15 protein-coding genes are annotated in these 15,360 nt (G+C 73.0%); 5 read left to right on the top strand and 10 right to left on the bottom strand.

Annotated elements, in window-relative coordinates; all coding sequences use genetic code 11:
• Positions 1-28 precede the first annotated feature (28 nt).
• Positions 29-1,663: a fatty acid--CoA ligase gene (locus tag O7611_RS00360; protein ID WP_194798975.1), complete on the bottom strand. Its 1,635-nt coding sequence runs from the start codon at positions 1,661-1,663 to the stop codon at positions 29-31.
• Between the two features lie 100 nt (positions 1,664-1,763).
• Between O7611_RS00360 and O7611_RS00355 the strand changes: the two genes are divergently transcribed.
• Positions 1,764-2,255 carry an NUDIX domain-containing protein gene (locus O7611_RS00355; RefSeq protein ID WP_018785677.1) on the top strand — a complete coding sequence of 164 codons (492 nt, stop codon included), beginning with the start codon at positions 1,764-1,766 and terminating at the stop codon, positions 2,253-2,255.
• A gap of 7 nt (positions 2,256-2,262) precedes the next feature.
• Here the strand turns inward: O7611_RS00355 and O7611_RS00350 are convergent, their stop codons facing one another.
• Entirely contained in the window at positions 2,263-3,930 is a 1,668-nt protein-coding gene (locus O7611_RS00350) for an MDR family MFS transporter (protein WP_194798914.1), read from the bottom strand.
• Positions 3,931-3,983: 53 nt separating this feature from the next.
• On the bottom strand, positions 3,984-4,541 hold the full coding sequence (locus tag O7611_RS00345; protein ID WP_194798915.1) for a type 1 glutamine amidotransferase domain-containing protein: 558 nt from the start codon (positions 4,539-4,541) through the stop codon (positions 3,984-3,986).
• 120 nt (positions 4,542-4,661) lie between these two features.
• Here O7611_RS00345 and rfaE2 point away from each other — a divergent pair, with 120 nt between their 5' ends.
• Both rfaE2 and O7611_RS00335 read left to right on the top strand, forming a co-directional pair.
• A complete protein-coding gene (gene rfaE2, locus O7611_RS00340) occupies positions 4,662-6,488 on the top strand; it encodes a D-glycero-beta-D-manno-heptose 1-phosphate adenylyltransferase (RefSeq protein ID WP_194798916.1) in 1,827 nt (608 codons plus the stop codon).
• Positions 6,485-7,357: a glycosyltransferase gene (locus O7611_RS00335; protein WP_194798917.1), complete on the top strand. Its 873-nt coding sequence runs from the start codon at positions 6,485-6,487 to the stop codon at positions 7,355-7,357. Before rfaE2 ends, O7611_RS00335 begins: the two co-directional genes overlap by 4 nt.
• Here the strand turns inward: O7611_RS00335 and O7611_RS00330 are convergent.
• The 3 genes from O7611_RS00330 to O7611_RS00320 are packed head-to-tail and all read right to left on the bottom strand — an operon-like array spanning position 7,332 to position 9,542.
• A complete protein-coding gene (locus O7611_RS00330; protein ID WP_194798918.1) occupies positions 7,332-8,495 on the bottom strand; it encodes a glycosyltransferase family 9 protein in 1,164 nt (387 codons plus the stop codon). The two genes, O7611_RS00335 and O7611_RS00330, sit on opposite strands and share 26 nt — an antisense overlap.
• A gap of 7 nt (positions 8,496-8,502) precedes the next feature.
• Positions 8,503-9,039 carry an Hsp20/alpha crystallin family protein gene (locus tag O7611_RS00325; protein WP_194798919.1) on the bottom strand — a complete coding sequence of 179 codons (537 nt, stop codon included), beginning with the start codon at positions 9,037-9,039 and terminating at the stop codon, positions 8,503-8,505.
• Positions 9,036-9,542, bottom strand: a complete 507-nt coding sequence (locus tag O7611_RS00320; protein WP_194798920.1) for a DUF2231 domain-containing protein — start codon at positions 9,540-9,542, stop codon at positions 9,036-9,038. The genes O7611_RS00325 and O7611_RS00320 overlap by 4 nt, the downstream gene beginning before the upstream one ends.
• 167 nt (positions 9,543-9,709) lie before the next feature.
• On the opposite strand from O7611_RS00320, the gene O7611_RS00315 reads away from it, so the two are divergent.
• The gene (locus O7611_RS00315) at positions 9,710-10,330 is read left to right on the top strand and encodes a pyridoxamine 5'-phosphate oxidase family protein (RefSeq protein WP_194798921.1); all 621 of its coding nucleotides are present in this window, start codon (positions 9,710-9,712) and stop codon (positions 10,328-10,330) included.
• Between the two features lie 23 nt (positions 10,331-10,353).
• Here O7611_RS00315 and O7611_RS00310 read toward each other — a convergent pair whose 3' ends face one another.
• Entirely contained in the window at positions 10,354-10,935 is a 582-nt protein-coding gene (locus O7611_RS00310) for a DUF3592 domain-containing protein (RefSeq protein ID WP_194798922.1), read from the bottom strand.
• A gap of 42 nt (positions 10,936-10,977) precedes the next feature.
• The gene (locus O7611_RS00305; RefSeq protein WP_194798923.1) at positions 10,978-13,152 is read right to left on the bottom strand and encodes an acyltransferase family protein; all 2,175 of its coding nucleotides are present in this window, start codon (positions 13,150-13,152) and stop codon (positions 10,978-10,980) included.
• Between the two features lie 129 nt (positions 13,153-13,281).
• On the opposite strand from O7611_RS00305, the gene O7611_RS00300 reads away from it, so the two are divergent.
• Positions 13,282-14,109, top strand: a complete 828-nt coding sequence (locus tag O7611_RS00300; RefSeq protein ID WP_269695963.1) for a TrmH family RNA methyltransferase — start codon at positions 13,282-13,284, stop codon at positions 14,107-14,109.
• A gap of 52 nt (positions 14,110-14,161) precedes the next feature.
• Here O7611_RS00300 and O7611_RS00295 read toward each other — a convergent pair whose 3' ends face one another.
• Both O7611_RS00295 and O7611_RS00290 read right to left on the bottom strand, forming a co-directional pair.
• Complete coding sequence (locus O7611_RS00295) at positions 14,162-14,584, bottom strand: Atu4866 domain-containing protein (protein ID WP_269695962.1); 423 nt, start codon at positions 14,582-14,584, stop codon at positions 14,162-14,164.
• A 1-nt stretch (position 14,585) separates the two neighbouring features.
• Positions 14,586-15,308, bottom strand: coding sequence for an SDR family oxidoreductase (locus O7611_RS00290; RefSeq protein WP_269695961.1), 723 nt, complete (start codon positions 15,306-15,308; stop codon positions 14,586-14,588).
• Between the last annotated feature and the right edge of the window lie 52 nt (positions 15,309-15,360).

Below are 15,360 nucleotides of genomic sequence, written 5' to 3'. Positions count from 1 at the left end.
CGTGTAGGCGACGGTACGCCGCGAAACGTTACGACGCGGTCAGTTCCCGCACGTCGAGGCCGCCGTCGGCGTACCGCGAGCGCACCACCTTCTTGTCGAACTTGCCGACGCTGGTCTTCGGCACCGCGTCTATGAACGCCCACCGCTCCGGCAGCTGCCAGCGCGCCACCGAGCCGGCGAGGAAGTCCCGCAGCTCCTCGGCCGTCACCGAGGTGCCCTCGCGGACCACCACGGTGGCCAGCGGCCGCTCGTCCCAGCGCTCGTCCGGTACGCCCACCACGCACGCCTCCAGCACCGCCGGGTGCGCCATCAGGGCGTTCTCCAGCTCGACCGAGGAGATCCACTCCCCGCCCGACTTGATCACGTCCTTGGCGCGGTCGGTGAGCGTGATGTAGCCGTCCGGCGAGAGCGTGCCGACGTCACCGGTCCGCAGCCAGCCGTCCCGGAACTTCTCCTCGTCCGGGGCGTCGTCGCCGATGTAGCGGGCGGTCACCCACGGCCCGCGTACCTCCAGCTCCCCCACCGACGTCCCGTCGGCCGGCAGCGGCTCGCCGGCCGGGCCGACGATCCGCGCGGTCACGCCCGCCGGGACGCGGCCCTGCGTGTAGCGGTAGCGCCAGGCGTCGTCGCCGGTCGCACCGGCCGGTGCCCGGGAGACCGAGCCCAGCGGCGACATCTCGGTCATGCCCCAGGCGTGGATGACGTCGATGCCGTAGCGGTCGTGGAACGCGTGCATCAGCGCCGGCGGGCAGGCCGAACCACCGACGATGACCTCCTTGAGCGAGGAGAGGTCCACCTCGTGCGCGTCCAGGTAGGCCAGCAGGTCGGTCCAGATGGTCGGCACCGCGCCGGCGAGCGTGGGTCGCTCGGCGGCGATCATCGCGGCGATCGGCTCGGCCTGGAGGAACCGGTCCGGCATGATCAGCGACGCGCCGGAGAGGAACGCCGCGTACGGCAGGCCCCACGACATCGCGTGGAACATCGGCACGATCGCCAGCTCCCGATCGTTCGGGCCGAGCCCGAAGCCCTCCGGCATGCAGACCTGGAGCGAGTGCAGGTAGATCGAGCGGTGCGAGTAGGCGACGCCCTTGGGGTTGCCGGTGGTCCCAGAGGTGTAGCAGAGGGCGGCGGCGTCGCGCTCGTCCACCTCCGGCCAGTCGAACTGGTCCGGGCGGTCGGCCAGCAGCGCATCCCAGTGGTGCACGGTGATCCGGTCGCCGGCCGCGGCCAGCAGCGGCGCCGGGTCGCCACCGCCGACCACCACCACGTGAGCCACTGTGGTCATCTCGCCGATCACCCGGGCGAGCAGCGGGATGAGCGTGGTGTCGACGAGCACCACCCGGTCCTGCGCGTGGTTGGCGATGTAGGCGACCTGGTCGGGGAAGAGCCGGATGTTGAGCGTGTGCAGCACCGCGCCCATGCTCGGCACGGCGAAGTACGCCACCAGGTGCTCGTTGTTGTTCCACATGAACGTGCCGACCCGCTCGTCGCCGGTCACCCCGCACTCGTCACGCAACGCATGGGCCAGCCGGGCGGCGGTGCGCCCGACCTCCGCGTACGTCATCCGGCGGGGTTCGGCGCCGGTCCAGGTGACCACCTCCGCCGCGCCGTGCACGGTGGAGCCGTGTTCGAGGATCCGGGCGACCTGGAGAGGGGCATCCATCATCGTGCTACGCATGGGTAACAAGGTAGTGGCGGCGGTCACATCTGCGGAACCCCCCGGAATCGGCGAGGTGATCACGGATGGTGCGTAGATTGTCCGGGTGAGCATCTCGTGGGCCGACTCGTACGTGGGGCAGCTCCGCGCCCTGGCCGGTGACCGCACCCTGATGTTCGTCGGCGCGCGCGCCGTGGTGCGCGACAACGCCGCCCGGGTGCTGCTGATCCAGCGTTCCGACAACGGCCAGTGGGCGTTGCCGGCCGGCGCCATGGAACTCGGCGAGTCGATCGCCGACTGCGCGGTCCGGGAGGTCCGGGAGGAGACCGGGCTGCGGGCGCTGCGGGTCAGCGCGTTCGCGCTCTACACCGGCCCCGACCGCACCCACACCAACATGTACGGGCACACGTACCAGGTCTTCACCACGGCGTTCCGGGTCGACGAGTGGGACGGCGAACTCGCCCGGTTCACCGACGAGACCACCGACTCCGGTTTCTTCCACCCGGCCGACTTCCCGCACCCGCTGTCGTCGAGCGTGCACGAGACGCTCGCCGACCTCGACGTGTTCGAGCAGACCAACCGGCTGATCCTCAAGTAGCCGCAGGTCACAGCATCGTCTGCGACTTCGCCTCCATGTCGGCGGCGGCCTCGTCCTTCGACTCCTTCGTCAGCGGCTTGCCGCCGGGCGCGGGCGCCTTCCCGCCGAGCGGGTCGGCGCCACCGGTGGCGCCCTGCGGGCCGGTGCCGCGCAACTGAAGGTTCGGCATCGCCAGCGTGACCAGCACGGCGATCACGGCGATCAGCCCGGTGGTCAGGAAGACCAGGTGCAGCGACTCGACGAACGCGGCCTGCACGGCGGCGCGTACCGGGGCGGGCAGGGCGAGGATCGCCGCCGGATCGTTGATCGAGAAGTCCCCGCCGGCAGTCACCGCGGCCCGCTGCTCCGGCGGGAGCTGTGCCAGCGCACCCGGCAGCCGCGCGGACATCTCCGAGGTGAGCCGGGACGACAGCACCGCACCGAGGATGGCCACACCGAACGAGCCGCCGAGCGACCGGAAGAACGTCGCCGACGAGGTGCCCGCGCCCAGGTCGCGGACGCTCACCGCGTTCTGCACGGCCAGGATCAGCGACTGCATGCACAGGCCCAGCCCGACGCCGATCACCACCATGTAGCCGAACGCGAGCCAGAGCGAGGTGCCCACCTGGAGCTGCTGGAACAGCAGCATGCCGGCCACCAGTACGGCCGCGCCGGCCACCGGGAACCACTTGTACCTGCCGATCCGGCTCATCGCCCGGCCGGTGAGCACGGAGGTGACGATGACGCCGGCCATCATCGGCAGCATCAGCAGACCGCTGCGGGTCGGCGAGGCGCCCTTGACGATCTGGAGGTAGAGCGGGATGAAGATGATCGACCCGAACATCACCAGACCGAGCACGAAACCCGCGCCGTTGGCGAGCGCGAACGTGGCGCTGCGGAACAGCCGCAGCGGCAGGATCGGCTCCCTGGTCCGGGCCTCCTGGACGACGAACAGCACACCCAGCACCGCGCCCGCGGCGAACAGCCCGACGATCACGCCGGAGCCCCAGGCGTACTCGGCGCCGCCCCAGCTCAGCGCCAGCAGCAGGCAGCTCACGCCGGCCACGAGCAGCGCCGCGCCGATCCAGTCGACCGTGTGCTCCCGCCGCTCGAACGGCACCAGTCGCATCACGTGCCAGCAGACCACGATGGCGAGGATCGCCAGCGGCACGTTGATGTAGAAGATCCACCGCCAGTTGTTCTCCGCGAAGTAACCGCCGACGAGCGGTCCGGCCACCGACGAGACGCCGAACACCGCGCCGAACAACCCCTGGTAGCGGCCACGCTCCCGGGGCGACACCACGTCCGAGATGATGGTGAACGCCAGCGTCATCAAGCCGCCCGCGCCCAGGCCCTGCACGCCCCGCGTGACGATCAGCTGGGTCATGTCCTGCGACAGCCCGGCCAGCAGCGAGCCGAGCAGGAACATCCCGATGGAGAACAGGAAGACCGGCCGGCGCCCGTACAGGTCGGCCATCTTGCCGTACAGCGGCGTCGAGGCGGTCGAGGCCAGCAGGTACGCGGTGACCACCCAGGAGTAGTGGTTGATGCCGCCCAGTTCGCCGACGATGGTCGGCAACGCGGTACCGACGATGGTCTGGTCCAGCGCCGCCAGCAGCATGCCGGTCATCAGACCGAACATCAGCAGGCGGATCTGTCGGGCGGGCAACGCGGGAGGGGCGGCCTGGGCGGTCATCCCGCTTCCTATCCCACCGGGGGCGGATCATGCCCCCGGTGGGCGTACGAGTTTCACCGGGCGGCGTGTCGCCCCTCGGCGAACTCCTCGACGATCTTGGCGCAGAACGCCGGCAGGTCGTCCGGCTTGCGGCTGCTGACCAGCCCGTTGTCGGTGACGACCTCCTGGTCGACCCACTTCGCGCCGGCGTTTGTGAGGTCGGTGCGCAGGCTCGGCCAGGAGGTGATGGTGCGGCCCCGCACCACGTCCGCCTCGACGAGCGTCCACGGGCCGTGGCAGATCACCCCGACCGGCTTACCGGCGTCGAAGAACGCCTTGACGAACCGGACCGCCTCCGGGTCCGTCCGCAGGAAGTCGGGGTTCGCCACGCCACCGGGCAGGACCAGGGCGTCGTACGCCCCGGCGTCCGCCTCCTCGGTGGTGACGTCGACCTGGTACTGCTTGCCGTGGTCGAGGTGGTTGAAGGCCTGGATCGTGCCGGACTCGATGGAGACCAGCTCGACCTGGGCGCCGGCGTTCTCCACCGCCTCCCGGGGCTTGGTGTACTCGACCTCCTCGACGCCGTCGGCGGCCAGGAAGGCGATGCGCTTGCCCTGAAGTGTCGCTGCCATGCTGTTCTCTCCTCTCCGGGGTACGTCTGAGACGGTTCCCCGGCCCGATGCCACGAAACCGGACGCATCGGGTGGCCCGCGTCGCGTTTGGCCCGACGGCCCGGGGGGATCCGCAGGGGCATGGCAGGAGCAGCAGCGGAAGAGCGCCGGCTCGCCACAGTCGTGACGAGCTGGCAGCAGCGCCCCGTGCTGGTCGTCGGGGACGCCATGCTGGACGAGTGGCGGTTCGCCGAGTCGGAGCGGCTCTGCCGCGAGGCACCCGCGCCGGTCCTCACCCTGCGGCGGCGGATCTCCGCCGCGGGAGGCGCCGCCAACACGGCGGTGAACGTCGCGGCGCTCGGCGGCCGGGCCGCGCTGGTCGCCCCGGTCGGCGCCGACGTGGCCGGCGACGAACTGCACGACTGCCTGGACCGGGCGGCGGTCTGGGACCGTACGGTGAGCCAGCCGGGCCGGCCCACGCCGGTCAAGCGGCGGATGCTCGCCGGCAACCAGATCCTGCTGCGCGAGGACTCCGGCGGCCCGGAGGACGGGCTGGACGCCGACGGGGTGGCCCGCCTGCTGACCGCGCTGCACTGCGCCACCGAGGAGCTGCGCGCGGTGGCCGCCGGTCAGCCGCTCACGCTCGTGGTCTGCGACTACGGCCTGGGCGCGCTGCCGTCGGCGGTGCGCGCCTGGCTGGTCGCCAACCGCGACCGGTACGGCACCGTGGCGCTCGACGCGCACGACCTGGCCGACTGGCGCGGACTGAACCCGACTGTGGTGACGCCGAGCTTCGCGGAGGCGACCCGGCTGCTGGCCCGCGCCGCCGCCGGGTTCGCGCACGCCGAGCGGGGTGCCGTCCCCAGCGGCGACGTGCACCTGGACCACCCGGCCGAGGCCGACGGCCCGTCCGAGCTGATGGTGGGCGCCGCGCCCGGCGGATCGGGTGAGCGCGTACCGGGCAGCCCGCATCCGACCTCCGGTACGCCCGCCGCCGAGGCCCCCACCGGGCCGACCGGCGAGCCGGTGCCGGGCGAGGAGCGGGTGGCGCTGACCGGCGACGGGCTGAGCGTCACCGGGACCGGCGTGACGGTGAGCGCGGCGGCCGGCGCCGGGGTGGACCGGGCTGTGCTGGCCGAGTCGCGCCTGCCCGAGCTGCGCGCGCACACCGGCGCCGACGTGGTTGCGGTGACCCTGGACACCGAGGGCGCTGTGGTCGGCGGCGCCGAGGGCGAGCCCCGGCGCAGCCACAGCACCCCGGTCCCGGCCAGCCACGCGGTGGGCGCCGGGGACGCGTACCTGGCGGCCATGACGCTGGCGCTCGCCGCCGACGCGGGCCTGCCCACCGCCGCCCAGCTCGCCCAGCTCGCCGCCACCATCACGGTGGCCGACACCGGCACCTGCGTGTGCCGGCGTCAGGACCTGCTGGCCGCGCTCGGCACCGGCCCGGACGAGGGCGGGCACCCGGCGCTGGTCGGCGCCGACGAGCTGGCCGCGCTGGTGGAGGAGCACCGGCAGGCAGGCCGGTCGGTAGTGTTCACGAACGGCTGCTTCGACGTGCTGCACCCCGGGCACGTCCGCTACCTGACCCAGGCCCGCGCGCTAGGTGACCTGCTGATCGTGGCGGTCAACTCGGACGGCAGCGTCCGGCGGCTCAAGGGCCCGGACCGGCCGGTCAACCCGGTCGAGGACCGGATCGCCCTGCTGGCGGCGCTGGCCTGCGTCGACCATGTGGTGGTCTTCGAGGAGGACTCCCCGGCCCGGCTGATCGAGGCGGTCCGGCCCGACGTCTACGTCAAGGGCGGCGACTACCCGCCGGAGATGGTGCCGGAGGCGCCGCTGGTACGGCGGCTGGGCGGGCAGGTGCGCACGCTCGGGTACGTGCCGGACCGCTCCACCTCGGCGATCATCGACCGCATCCGTGCCCACCCGGTCACGGACACGGTCGGCGAGAGCAGGCCGGCGTGACCCGTCCGCTCGACCCGGGCACGCCCGGACGGTTCCGGCACCACCGGCGGCTCGACGTGCTGATCCCCACCCGCAACCGGCCCGCCGAACTGGCTGTCACGCTGTCCGGGCTGGCCGCCCAGGAGGGCGTACCCGGGTTCGGCGTGGTGGTCAGCGACCAGTCCGACGGCGAGCCCGCGTACGCGCACCCGGCCGCCGCCACGATGGTCCGGGCGCTGCGCCACCGGGGGCACCCGGTGCTGCTGACCCGGCGGCTGCCCCGCCGCGGCCTGGCCGAGCACCGGTCCTACCTGCTGGCCCAGTCGGCTGCCGACGTCGTGCTCTGCCTCGACGACGACGTGTGGCTGGAGCCGGGTGCGCTGTCCCGCCTGGTCACCGCGCTCGACGAGCTGGGTTGCGGGTTCGTCGGCAACGCGGTGCACGGCCTCTCCTACGCCGACGACGTCCGCCCGGACACGCACCGGCACTACGAGGAGTGGACCGGGCCGCCGGTGCCGGAACGGATCATGCCCGGCACGCCGGAGTGGCACCGGGCGTCCATCCACCCGGCGGCGAACCTGCTGCACATCACCGAGAAGCTGAACCTGGCGGCGGGCGAGTGGCGCGCGTACAAGGTCTCCTGGATCGGCGGGTGCGTGCTCTACGACCGCGCCAAGCTCGTCGACGCCGGCGGCTTCGACTTCTGGGAGCGGCTGCCCGAGCGGCACCAGGGCGAGGACGTCGCCGCGCAGCTCGCCGTGCTGGAGCGCCACGGCGGCGCCGGGGTGCTGCCCAGCGGGGCCTACCACCTGGAGTCGCCGACCACTGTCACCGAACGCGACGTGGAGGCGTGGGAAGTGGTGCTCAGCGAGTCGCCGGCGGAGGTGTGAGCAGTTCGCGAGCCGCCTCGACCACCTCGGCCACCGGCACGTCGGCCACGAACGAGACGCGGTGCGGGCACTCGCCGTCGCCGGGCCGGTGCGGGTAGATCCCGGGTGTGCAGTCGACGCCGCAGACCGGGCAGTGGGTGGTCCAGGCGGCGATCGGGCGGTGCCGCCCGCGCAGCGGCGACGCCCCGTTGATCAGGTTGCCGACCCAGAAGACGCCGACTGTCGGCGCGCCCACCGCGGCGGCCAGGTGCAGCGGGCCGGTGTCGTTGGAGACCACGAGCGCGCACTCCGCGTACGCGGCCGCGAGCGCGCCCAGGCTGAGCGTGCCGACCTGGGGACGCACCGGAACGCCTGCCGCCGCCACCACCGCATCGACCGTCTCCTGCTCGGCGGGGGTGCCGGTGACAAGCACCTCGTACCCGTCTCCGGTCAGCTCGCGGGCGACCTCGCCGAAGCGTTCCGGCGGCCAGCGCCGCCGCGTGTCGGTGGCGCCCGGGTGCAGCGCGACCCGCGGCCGGGTGGGTTCGCCGAGCACGGCGGCGGCCTCCGCCCGGTCGGCGGCGGTGACCTCCAGCGCCGGGGTGATCGTGGTGGCGGGCGCGCCGACCAGGGCGGCCACCTCCAGGTAGCGGATCACCTCGTGCTGGTAGTAGACGTAGCGCAGCCACCGGTCCAGCGGCGGCGCTCCCTCGGCCCGCAGCCCGGCGGTGACCCGCGCGCCGAGCCCGGCCACGAACGGGTTCGAGTTGCCGCCGCCGCCGTGCACCTGCAACGCCAGGTCGAACCGTTCGGCGCGGGCGGCGGCCAGGAACGCCGGGACGTCACCCGGCGAATCGCCGGGCCCGGGATCGCGGATGCCGGGCACCGCCGGCACCACCAGCACCCGGTCCACCGGGCCGGGCCGGTCGCGCCAGAGCGCCGCGTGCCACGGCGCGCCGAGCAGCACGATCTCCGCCGACGGGTACGCGGACCGCAGCGCGTCCAGCGCCGGCAGCACGAAGATGAAGTCGCCGAGCGCGTTGGCGCGCAGCACGGCGATCCGCTCGACGTCAGGGACGCGCTCGCCGACCGGTCCGAGCACCGACGACGGCCCCGGGTCGCGGCGCGGCGAGTCGGAGTCGCCCGACGGGCTGGTCACGCGGCCCCTACGGCCTGTCGATCTCGTCGAGCGCGGTGTCCGGGTGGTGCAGCTCCCGGTCCGCGGCCGGGTCGGCGGGCATCTGCGTACGGTCGGCACCCGGTCGCGGACCGGTCCGCCCGACGGTGATGGTGCGCGGCGCGGGCCGGGTCGCCCGGGGCAGACGCACCCGGAGCAGACCGTGGTCCATCACCGCGTCGATTCGGTCCGGGTCCACGCGGGACGGCAGGTCCACGCGGTACTCGAAGCCCCGGGTGGTGAACCCGCCCGGGATGCCGTGGTCGGCGTTCACCTCGGCCTCCGACCGGGCGCGGACGCACAGCTCGCGGTCGTCCAGCTCGACGGCGACCTCCTCCGGCGCGACGCCGGGGAGCCGGACGACCACCTCCCAGCCGTCGGCCGTCTCGGCCAGGTCCACGTCCTGGCCGCCGGAGCGTCCGCCGACCAGCCGGCTCAGTTCGGAGCGCAGCGACTGGAGCTCGCCCATCGGATCCCAGCCCTGCTGGCGGCCACGCCAGCCCCGTCCGCCGCCCTGTTCCGTCATCGCGCGTCTCCGATCCGCTGTGTCGCCGAGGGGGGTCGCAGCGAGCTGGGCGCGTTGAGATCGTGCTCCGGGTCGACGCCGACACCGAGCCGGTCCACCAGTTCGCCGCCGAGCCACGCGCTGACGCCGAGGATCGCCAGGGCGACCACCTCGATGGCGACGAGTGCGCCGCCGGCCGCCCGGGAGTCGGCGTTGAGCCGGACCGCCCAGACCGCGGCGAACAGCAGGATGACCGCCACGTTGGCGGCGGCGTGGGTGACACCGACCCGCTTGGCGCGGGTGCCGGCCGGCAGGGCGAGCAGGTCGAACGCCCCGGCCGCCGCGGCCAGCAGGCCGCCGATCAGACCGACTGTGATGTTCCAGTACGCGACCTCGGCCAGGAAGCCGGGCCCGCCCACGGTGTCCACCACGTCGAAGATCACCGCGGTCACGAAGAGCGCCACCGGGAACATCACGAGCATCGGATGCACGGGATGGCCGAGCACCTTGAGCCGGCTCTCCATCTCGGCCTCCATCCGTCACGTCCGGCCGCACGCTGCGAACCGGTCCCTACCCGCCGGCCCCGGGGGCAAACCCGGCGCTCGACGCGCTCTCCTAGGCTGACAGTGGCGGATCGCGGCCCGTCGCGGGGCGAAACCGCCGTCAAGGTCAACGGACGGGGGAGGAAGACGTGACGACCCGGGAGATCACCAGCGAGTCCGAACTACGTGAGCTGATCGGCACGCCGATGCCGCGCGCTGCCGCCAAGGACCGCCGTACGCTGCACGAACGCGACCGGGAGTGGCTCGCCGCCTCGCCGTTCTGCCTGATCGCCACCGCCGGAGCGGACGGCACCTGCGACGTCTCCCCGAAGGGTGACCCGCCCGGCTTCGCGCTGGTGCTCGACGACACCACGATCGCGATTCCGGAGCGGCCCGGCAACCGGCGGGCCGACGGCTACCGCAACATCCTGGCCAACCCGCACGTCGGGTTGATCTTCCTGATCCCCGGCCGCACCGACACGCTGCGGATCAACGGCCGGGCCCGGCTGATCTCCGACGCGCCGTGGTTCGCCGACATGGAGGTCAAGGGTCACCGGCCGCTGCTCGCGGTCGAGGTCGCGATCGAGCAGATCTTCTACCACTGCGCGAAGGCGTTCCTGCGCTCCGAGCTGTGGCAGCCGGAGACCTGGCAGCCGGACGTGCTGCCGACGCGGGCCCGGCTGATCAAGGAGGTGGAGGCCCCGGCGGAGAGCCTGGCCGACCTGGAGCGCCACTACGGCCCGGCGTACCTGGAGACGCTCTACCGCTGAGCGCGTCGCCGCCGAGCGGTGCGTCAGCGCCGGACGTTGCGCTTGCGTTTGCCCCGGCCGGTGTAGAGGCGGCCGTCTCCGACCGGCGCCGGCGCCACCCGGCGCAGCCGGACGGCGCGGTCTCTGCCCGGCCGGGCTGCGCGGTCGTGGCCTGGCCGGGCGGCGCGCCGGATGCGGGACAGCGTCAGCACCACACCGGCGCCCAGAGCGGCCAGCCCGACCACGCCGAGTACGCCCTGCACGCGCCCGCGATGCCCGCTGAGCTGCCCGAAGTCGGTGACGAAATCGCCCGGGTCCGCCGGGTTGACCCAGATCGGCACCTCGGCGCCGGCCGCCCGGCACACCTCGAAGCAGGGCACCTCCTGCGCGTGCGTCCGGCCCTCGACCACGTAGCTGAAGTACATGGTGCTCGACGAGGAACCCTTGTTACCGCCGCTCTCGGTCACCTGGTCGACCACCGTCGCCCGGGCGGGCGTACCCCGCTCGCGCAGCGTCACCCCCCAGTCGTCGAGCGCCGACTGGGTGTGGAACGGCAGCCAGAGCAGGGTGGCACCGGCGACCGCCAGCAGCGCGTACGCGAGGCTGAGCCAGAGCGGCCGACGCATGATCACTCCGCCATCGTGACCGGGCGCCGCAACCCGGGCGAGCTATCCGGCCGGGCTGAAGCGCGCCGGCACGCCGACGTCGGACAGGGCGCGGGCGAGGTGCGGCGCTGTCGTCTTCACGTACGCCGCGCCGATGTGCGAGCCACCCCGGTAGATGAGCACGTTGCCGAATACCACGGGGCACCTGTCGGTCGGGCAGACGGCGTCGAACAGGTCGATCATCTTGACCTTCGGCGCGCCGGACACCGCCTGCCGCTGCATCCGGTACGCCGGGTCCTGGTCGTGCCGCTCCCTGTCGAACGCGCACCGGGACAGGCGCTTGCGGTTCTTGTCGGCGCACGTCACCGCCGGGCCGGGGCCGGGGTTGTTGGCGAGCACGACGACCTGCGTGCCCACGGCGTCGAGCTTCTTCCACGCCGACCGGACCCCGGCGACCATCGCCTCGACCGTCGGCTCCTTCGCGTCGCTGTCGAAGGCGCGCGCCGCGCCCTGCGAGGTGACCAGGTAGTCGGGTCGCTCCTCGACCAGTTTGCGCATCAGCGACCGGTTCCAGTCGATGCAGTCGGTGTAGAGCTTGCTCGGGTCGTCGGCCCGGACCGCCGGCGCGCTGGTGAACGGGCACGACGCCTTCGCGGCGATCAGGATCTTCCAGTCGTTCTGCTCGGCCAGCACCTGGAACGCGGGCAGCCACTGGTCCATCTTCGAGTCGCCGACGAGCGCGACGGTGGTGGCCGCGTTCGGGTTGCCGTACGTGCAGGACAGCACCTCGGCGCCGTCGACCTGCTGGAAGCACTTGTCCCGGTTGGTGTCGGGCACGTCCATGAAGCCCTGCCGGATCTGCAGCGGATCCGGTTTGATCACGTCGAACCGCTCCGGGACCGGGCCGATCGGGGCGGTACCGGGCGCTGTCGACAGCAACGCGGCCCCCGGGGCGTACTGGCCCTTTGTGGTGGTCGCGGCGGCGGCCCATGCGCCCATCAGCACCAGGACCATGCCGGCGCAGATGCCGACGAGCGTGAAGTTGCCGCCCAGGCTCAACGCCAGACGAGGCGACGTGGAGATCTTCCGCGAGTAGCGCAGCGGGTTCTCCACCAGCCGGAACGTGATCCAGGACGGGATCACCGAGGCGAGCGCCACCAGCAGGCCCTCGGTCAGCGACAGGTCACCGAAGTGCGCGGCGGCCACCACGAGCATCGGCCAGTGCCACAGGTACAGCGAGTACGACAGGTCACCGATCCACTGGAACGGACGCGTGCCGAGCACCATCACCGGCCCGCGGGGGCCCGCTGCCGCGCCGGCCGCGATCACCGCCGCCGCGCCGAGCGTGGGCAGCGCCGCCGCGTACCCCGGCCATGCGGTCTTCCCGCTGACAAGCAGCGCCGCCGCGACGATCGCGGCGAGGCCGAGCCACCCGAGGACGACCGCCACGGACCGGGGCATCCGGGCGGCGCGGACCGCCAGCAGCGCGATGGCGGCGCCGACCCCGAGTTCCCACAACCGCGTGGTGGAGACGAAGAACGCCCGCTGCGGCGAGTTCGCCGTCTCGACGATCGACCAGACGAACGACGGCACCGCCAGCACCGCGAGACCGACCCACAGGACCGGCCGTACGTTCGCCCGCCGGAGCTTGCGCGCGGCGAGGATGGCCAGCACGATCAACAGCGGCCAGAGCAGGTAGAACTGCTCCTCCACGGCGAGCGACCAGAAGTGCTGGACCGGCGACGGCGCGACGTCCTCGGCCAGGTAGTCGACCGCGCGGTCGGCGAAGCGCCAGTTCACGATGTACGTCGCCGCGGCGGCGATGTCACCGCCGACGACCTGCCACTCACCCCGGGGTACGAACAGCCGGACCGCGACGGCGGTGGCCGCCAGCACCACGGTGGCGGCGGGCAGGATGCGCTTGGCCCGGCGCGCGTAGAAGCCGATCAGCGAGACCCGGCCGCTGCGCTCGATCTCGGAGATGAGCTGCCCGGTGATGAGGAAACCGGAGATCACGAAGAAGACGTCGACGCCGACGAAACCACCGGGGATGAACGGCAGCCCGGCGTGGTAGAGCAGCACCAGCCCCACGGCGACGGCCCGGAGCCCGGCGACGTCGGCCCGGAACCGGCTCGGCGTCGCCTCCTTGCCCGGCTCGCGCGTGGTCGCCGTACCGCCCGGCTCCTCGGAGGGTGAGCCTTCCCGATCGGCAACCTTCGTCAACGGCGGGGAAGTCATCGCGATCCTCAAACTCTGCGGCTGGGGGCGAGGGAACGATAGCGGCTGGTCACTCGGCGGGACAATCGCGCCGCGTCGTACGCCTCACCGCCGCGTGGCCGCCGACCCCGATGCGGTTGAATCGGCTGCGTGGCGAAGACCCTGACGATCACCACCCGCAACGCGAGCTTCCAGCAGTGGCAGGCGCTGCTGACCAACCGCACCAAGCGGCAGCGGTCCGGGGAGTTCCTGGTCCAGGGGGTACGCCCGATCACCGTGGCCCTGGAGCAGGGCTGGGAGATCCGCGCGCTCCTGTACCCGGACCGGCAGCCGCTGTCCCGCTGGTGTCGTGACCTGCTCGACCGCGCCGACGCCCGGCGGGTCGCGCTCGCGCCCGACCTGATGCGGGAACTGAGCGGCAAGGACGAGGAGTCCCCCGAGTTGCTCGCCGTGGTGGCGCAGCCCACCGACGACCTCGTCCGCATCCCGGTCGGGCCGGCGATGCTCGTGGTGGTCTTCGACCGCCCCAAGACCCCTGGCAACATCGGCACGCTGGTCCGCTCCGCCGACGCCTTCGGCGCGTCCGGCGTGATCATCACGGGCCACGCCGCCGACCCGTACGCCCCCAAGGCGGTCCGGGCCAGCACCGGCTCGCTGTTCGCCGTACCGGTGGTGCGCGTCGCCAGTCACCGCGAAGTCCTGGACTGGGTCGCCGCCGTGCGCGCGGACGGACTTCCGCAGGTCCAGATCATCGGTACGGACGAACACGGGGACGTCGACGTCGCCGAGCACGACCTGACCGGCCCCACTCTCCTGCTCATCGGCAACGAGACGCACGGACTCAGCAAGGGCTGGCAGGAGGCGAGCGACCGGATGGTGCGCATCCCGATCGTGGGGGCGGCGAGTTCGCTGAACGCGGCGGCGGCCGGGACGGTGGCGCTCTACGAGGCCGCCCGGCAGCGGGCCGGGCGCCGGTAGCGGGCGCCGCCACCGGGGCGCCCGGCGCTCCCCTGTCGGTCGGCGCGCTCCCCTATCCGGACGGGCGAGTGGACGCCCGCTGCGAGACCGCCTGCCGGTGGGCAGCGCTGCCCTCCCGGTAGAACAGGTAGCCGCCGTGGTGCAGGACGTCGCCGTCGAAGCGGCCATCGGCGGTGAACCCGCTGTCGTCCCAGTAGTCGATGTGCTCGCCGGTCACCTCGTACCGGCCGGTGTAGGCGCTCGCCCGGTCGCCACGCGCCTCGTCGTACCGGCCGTCGGGCAGCAGCTCCTGCCGGATGTAGCCGTCGGCGGTGACCCACATCCCGACGTACGGATGGACGGTTCCGGAGGCCGGGGGCCGCGCCTGCGTCGCGGACGGCGCGGACCGCGGCGCGGGCGGTGTCTCCGTGCCGCAGGCGGTGAGCGCCGCCGTCAGGAAGACGGTGGCGGCCTTGCGGTGGTTGGTGCCGGACATGTCAGCCTCGCTGCCGGGTCGGACGGATGATGATCTCGTTGACGTCCACGTCCGCCGGCTGGCCGACGGCGAACGAGATGGCCCGCGCGATCGCGTCCGGTGAGATCGCGTTCCTGCGGTACTCCCGCATCGCCTCCCGGGCCACCGGGTCGGTGATCGACTCGGCCAGCTCCGACTCGACGACGCCGGGCGTGATCGTGGTGACCCGCAGGCTCGGGTCGGCCTCCAGGCGCAGACCCTCGGTGATCGCCCACGCGGCGAACTTCGTCGCCGAGTACACCGCGGAGGTCGGCACCACCTCGTGCGCGCCGACGGAGGCGACGGTGATCAGGTGGCCGCTGCCCTGCCGCTGGAAGACCGGTAGGACGGCCGCGATGCCGTGCAGCAGACCCCGGACGTTGACGTCGATCATCCGGTCCCACTCGTCCACCAGCAGGGCGTCGAGCCGGGACAACGGCATCAGACCCGCGTTGTTGACGAGCACGTCGACCCGCCCGAACTCAGCCACTGCGCTGCCGACGAACGCCGCGACGTCCTCACGGTCGGCCACGTCGAGCCGCCGTACCCTGATGTTGTCGTGCCGTTGGGCGAGCGCGGCGAGCCGCTCGCCGCGCCGCGCGCCCGCGACCACGGCGTGCCCCTCGGCGGCCAGACGCAGCGCGGTCGCCTCACCGATCCCGCTGCTCGCGCCCGTGACCAGAACGACCTTCTGTGTGGATTCCATGACTCCACGGTGCGGAGTACGGCCTGCTGCAACCAGGGTGCGTCACACCCCG

Origin of the sequence: Micromonospora sp. WMMC273, assembly GCF_027460285.1 — a bacterium.
GTDB classification, from domain to species: domain Bacteria; phylum Actinomycetota; class Actinomycetes; order Mycobacteriales; family Micromonosporaceae; genus Micromonospora; species Micromonospora aurantiaca.
This window is presented reverse-complemented; position numbering and strand designations above follow the sequence as displayed.